The organism is Microbacterium sp. HMWF026 (assembly GCF_003061325.1).
GTDB lineage: Bacteria > Actinomycetota > Actinomycetes > Actinomycetales > Microbacteriaceae > Microbacterium > Microbacterium testaceum_E.
Window position 1 is genome coordinate 1091 of sequence record NZ_QAJB01000468.1, and the last position, 1417, is coordinate 2507.

Consider the following 1417-nt stretch of genomic DNA (forward strand, 5'->3'; position numbering starts at 1 on the left):
CGTCGGGTGTGTCGGCGCGCGAGATCGCGAGCTGCAGGTGGGCGGGGAGCGCGCCCGGCCCGGCCGGCATCTCGGGAGCCGTGAAGAGCGATATCACCGCTCCTCGCCCCGACCACAGCAGCCAGTCGATTTCGTCGGTCTGCCACCGGGGGTCGTCGGCGCTCCATGTGGACCAGTCGGGCCCCTCGGTGTCGAGGGCCCATCGGTCACCGCGGTCGCCCAGCGCGGTCGCGATCGCCAGGGCCGCACCGCGGACAACGCGCACGTCACCGTCGAGGAACACCGAGATATCGGGTGCCCACGCGGACGAGACGACGTCCCACCCGTCGGCGGCGAACCGCCCGCTTTCGACCTCGGGTGTCCACCCGGCGTCGGTCAGGCCCTCGGCCAGTGCCTCGGCGTCACGCAGCAGGGTGTCGGCGTCGGCCGCGTCGAGCAGGGCGAGGACGGCGGGCGGCAGGACCGCGACGGGATCCACGCGCATCACGCCGGCGTCTCGCGCGAGCCCGCGGCATCCCTACCCGGAGCCAGGGTGATCACGGGCAGGGGATCCGGCCGCTTCGCCTGGATGTGGTCGCCCGACGACTGGTGACGCAGGCGGCGCAGCACCCAGGGCACGAGATACTCACGCGCCCAGATGAAATCCTTCTCGCGGGCGGCGCGCCACGTGGTCGACGCGACGGCCTCGGGCTGCATCGCCTGCAGGTCGTTGGGCACGTTGAGGGCGCGCAGCACCATGCGGGCGACCTCGTGGTGGCCGAGCGCGTTGTAGTGCAGGCGGTCGTCGTCGAAGAACCGCATGTCCTGCACCTCTTTGAGGGCCCACTGGTCGGCGACGACGCAGTCGTAGCGTTCGGCGATCGCGCGGATGTTCTCGTTGTAGATCGCGACCTTGCCGCGGATGTTGCGGAAGACGGGGGTGAACTCGGTGTCGACCCCCGTGAAGACCACCAGGGTCGCGCCGTCGCGCGTGAGTCGCCGCACCGCGTCTTCGAACTGCCGCGCCACCGCGTCGGGGTCGCTGCCGGGCCGGATGACGTCGTTGCCGCCGGCCGAGAACGTGATGAGATCCGGCTTGAGGGCCAGGGTCGGCTCGATCTGGTCGGCGACGATCTGTGCGATGAGCTTTCCGCGCACGGCGAGGTTGGCGTACGCGAAGTCGTCCACCTGACCCGCGAGCACCTCGGCGACACGGTCGGCCCAGCCGCGGTGACCGCCGTCGGGCAGGGGATCGCCGATGCCCTCGGTGAACGAGTCGCCCAGCGCGACGAAGCGGCGCCAGGGGTGCGGGCCGGCGTTGTCGGACGAGGACGGGGTGCGGGGCGAGCGCGGGTCGAGAGTCATCGATACCTCCACCCTCAGGCTAACCCCGACCTCCGACACGGCAAGGGGCGCGGATGCCGGGTGACGCCCGTAC

2 protein-coding genes are annotated in these 1417 nt (G+C 71.6%); both read right to left on the reverse strand.

Annotated elements, in window-relative coordinates:
* Positions 1 to 484 (reverse strand): hypothetical protein (locus DBR36_RS16910; protein ID WP_219927685.1); only part of this gene is annotated, 484 nt, incomplete at its 3' end.
* Entirely contained in the window at positions 484 to 1344 is an 861-nt protein-coding gene (locus tag DBR36_RS16915; protein WP_108320849.1) for an SGNH/GDSL hydrolase family protein, read from the reverse strand. The genes DBR36_RS16910 and DBR36_RS16915, both read right to left, overlap by 1 nt.
* Positions 1345 to 1417 lie beyond the last annotated feature (73 nt).

Bases quoted from the DNA above. Each gene is read 5' to 3' on its own strand.
- DBR36_RS16915 (WP_108320849.1), bottom strand. From the start codon at position 1,344: ATGACTCTCGACCCGCGCTCGCCCCGCACCCCGTCCTCGTCCGACAAC.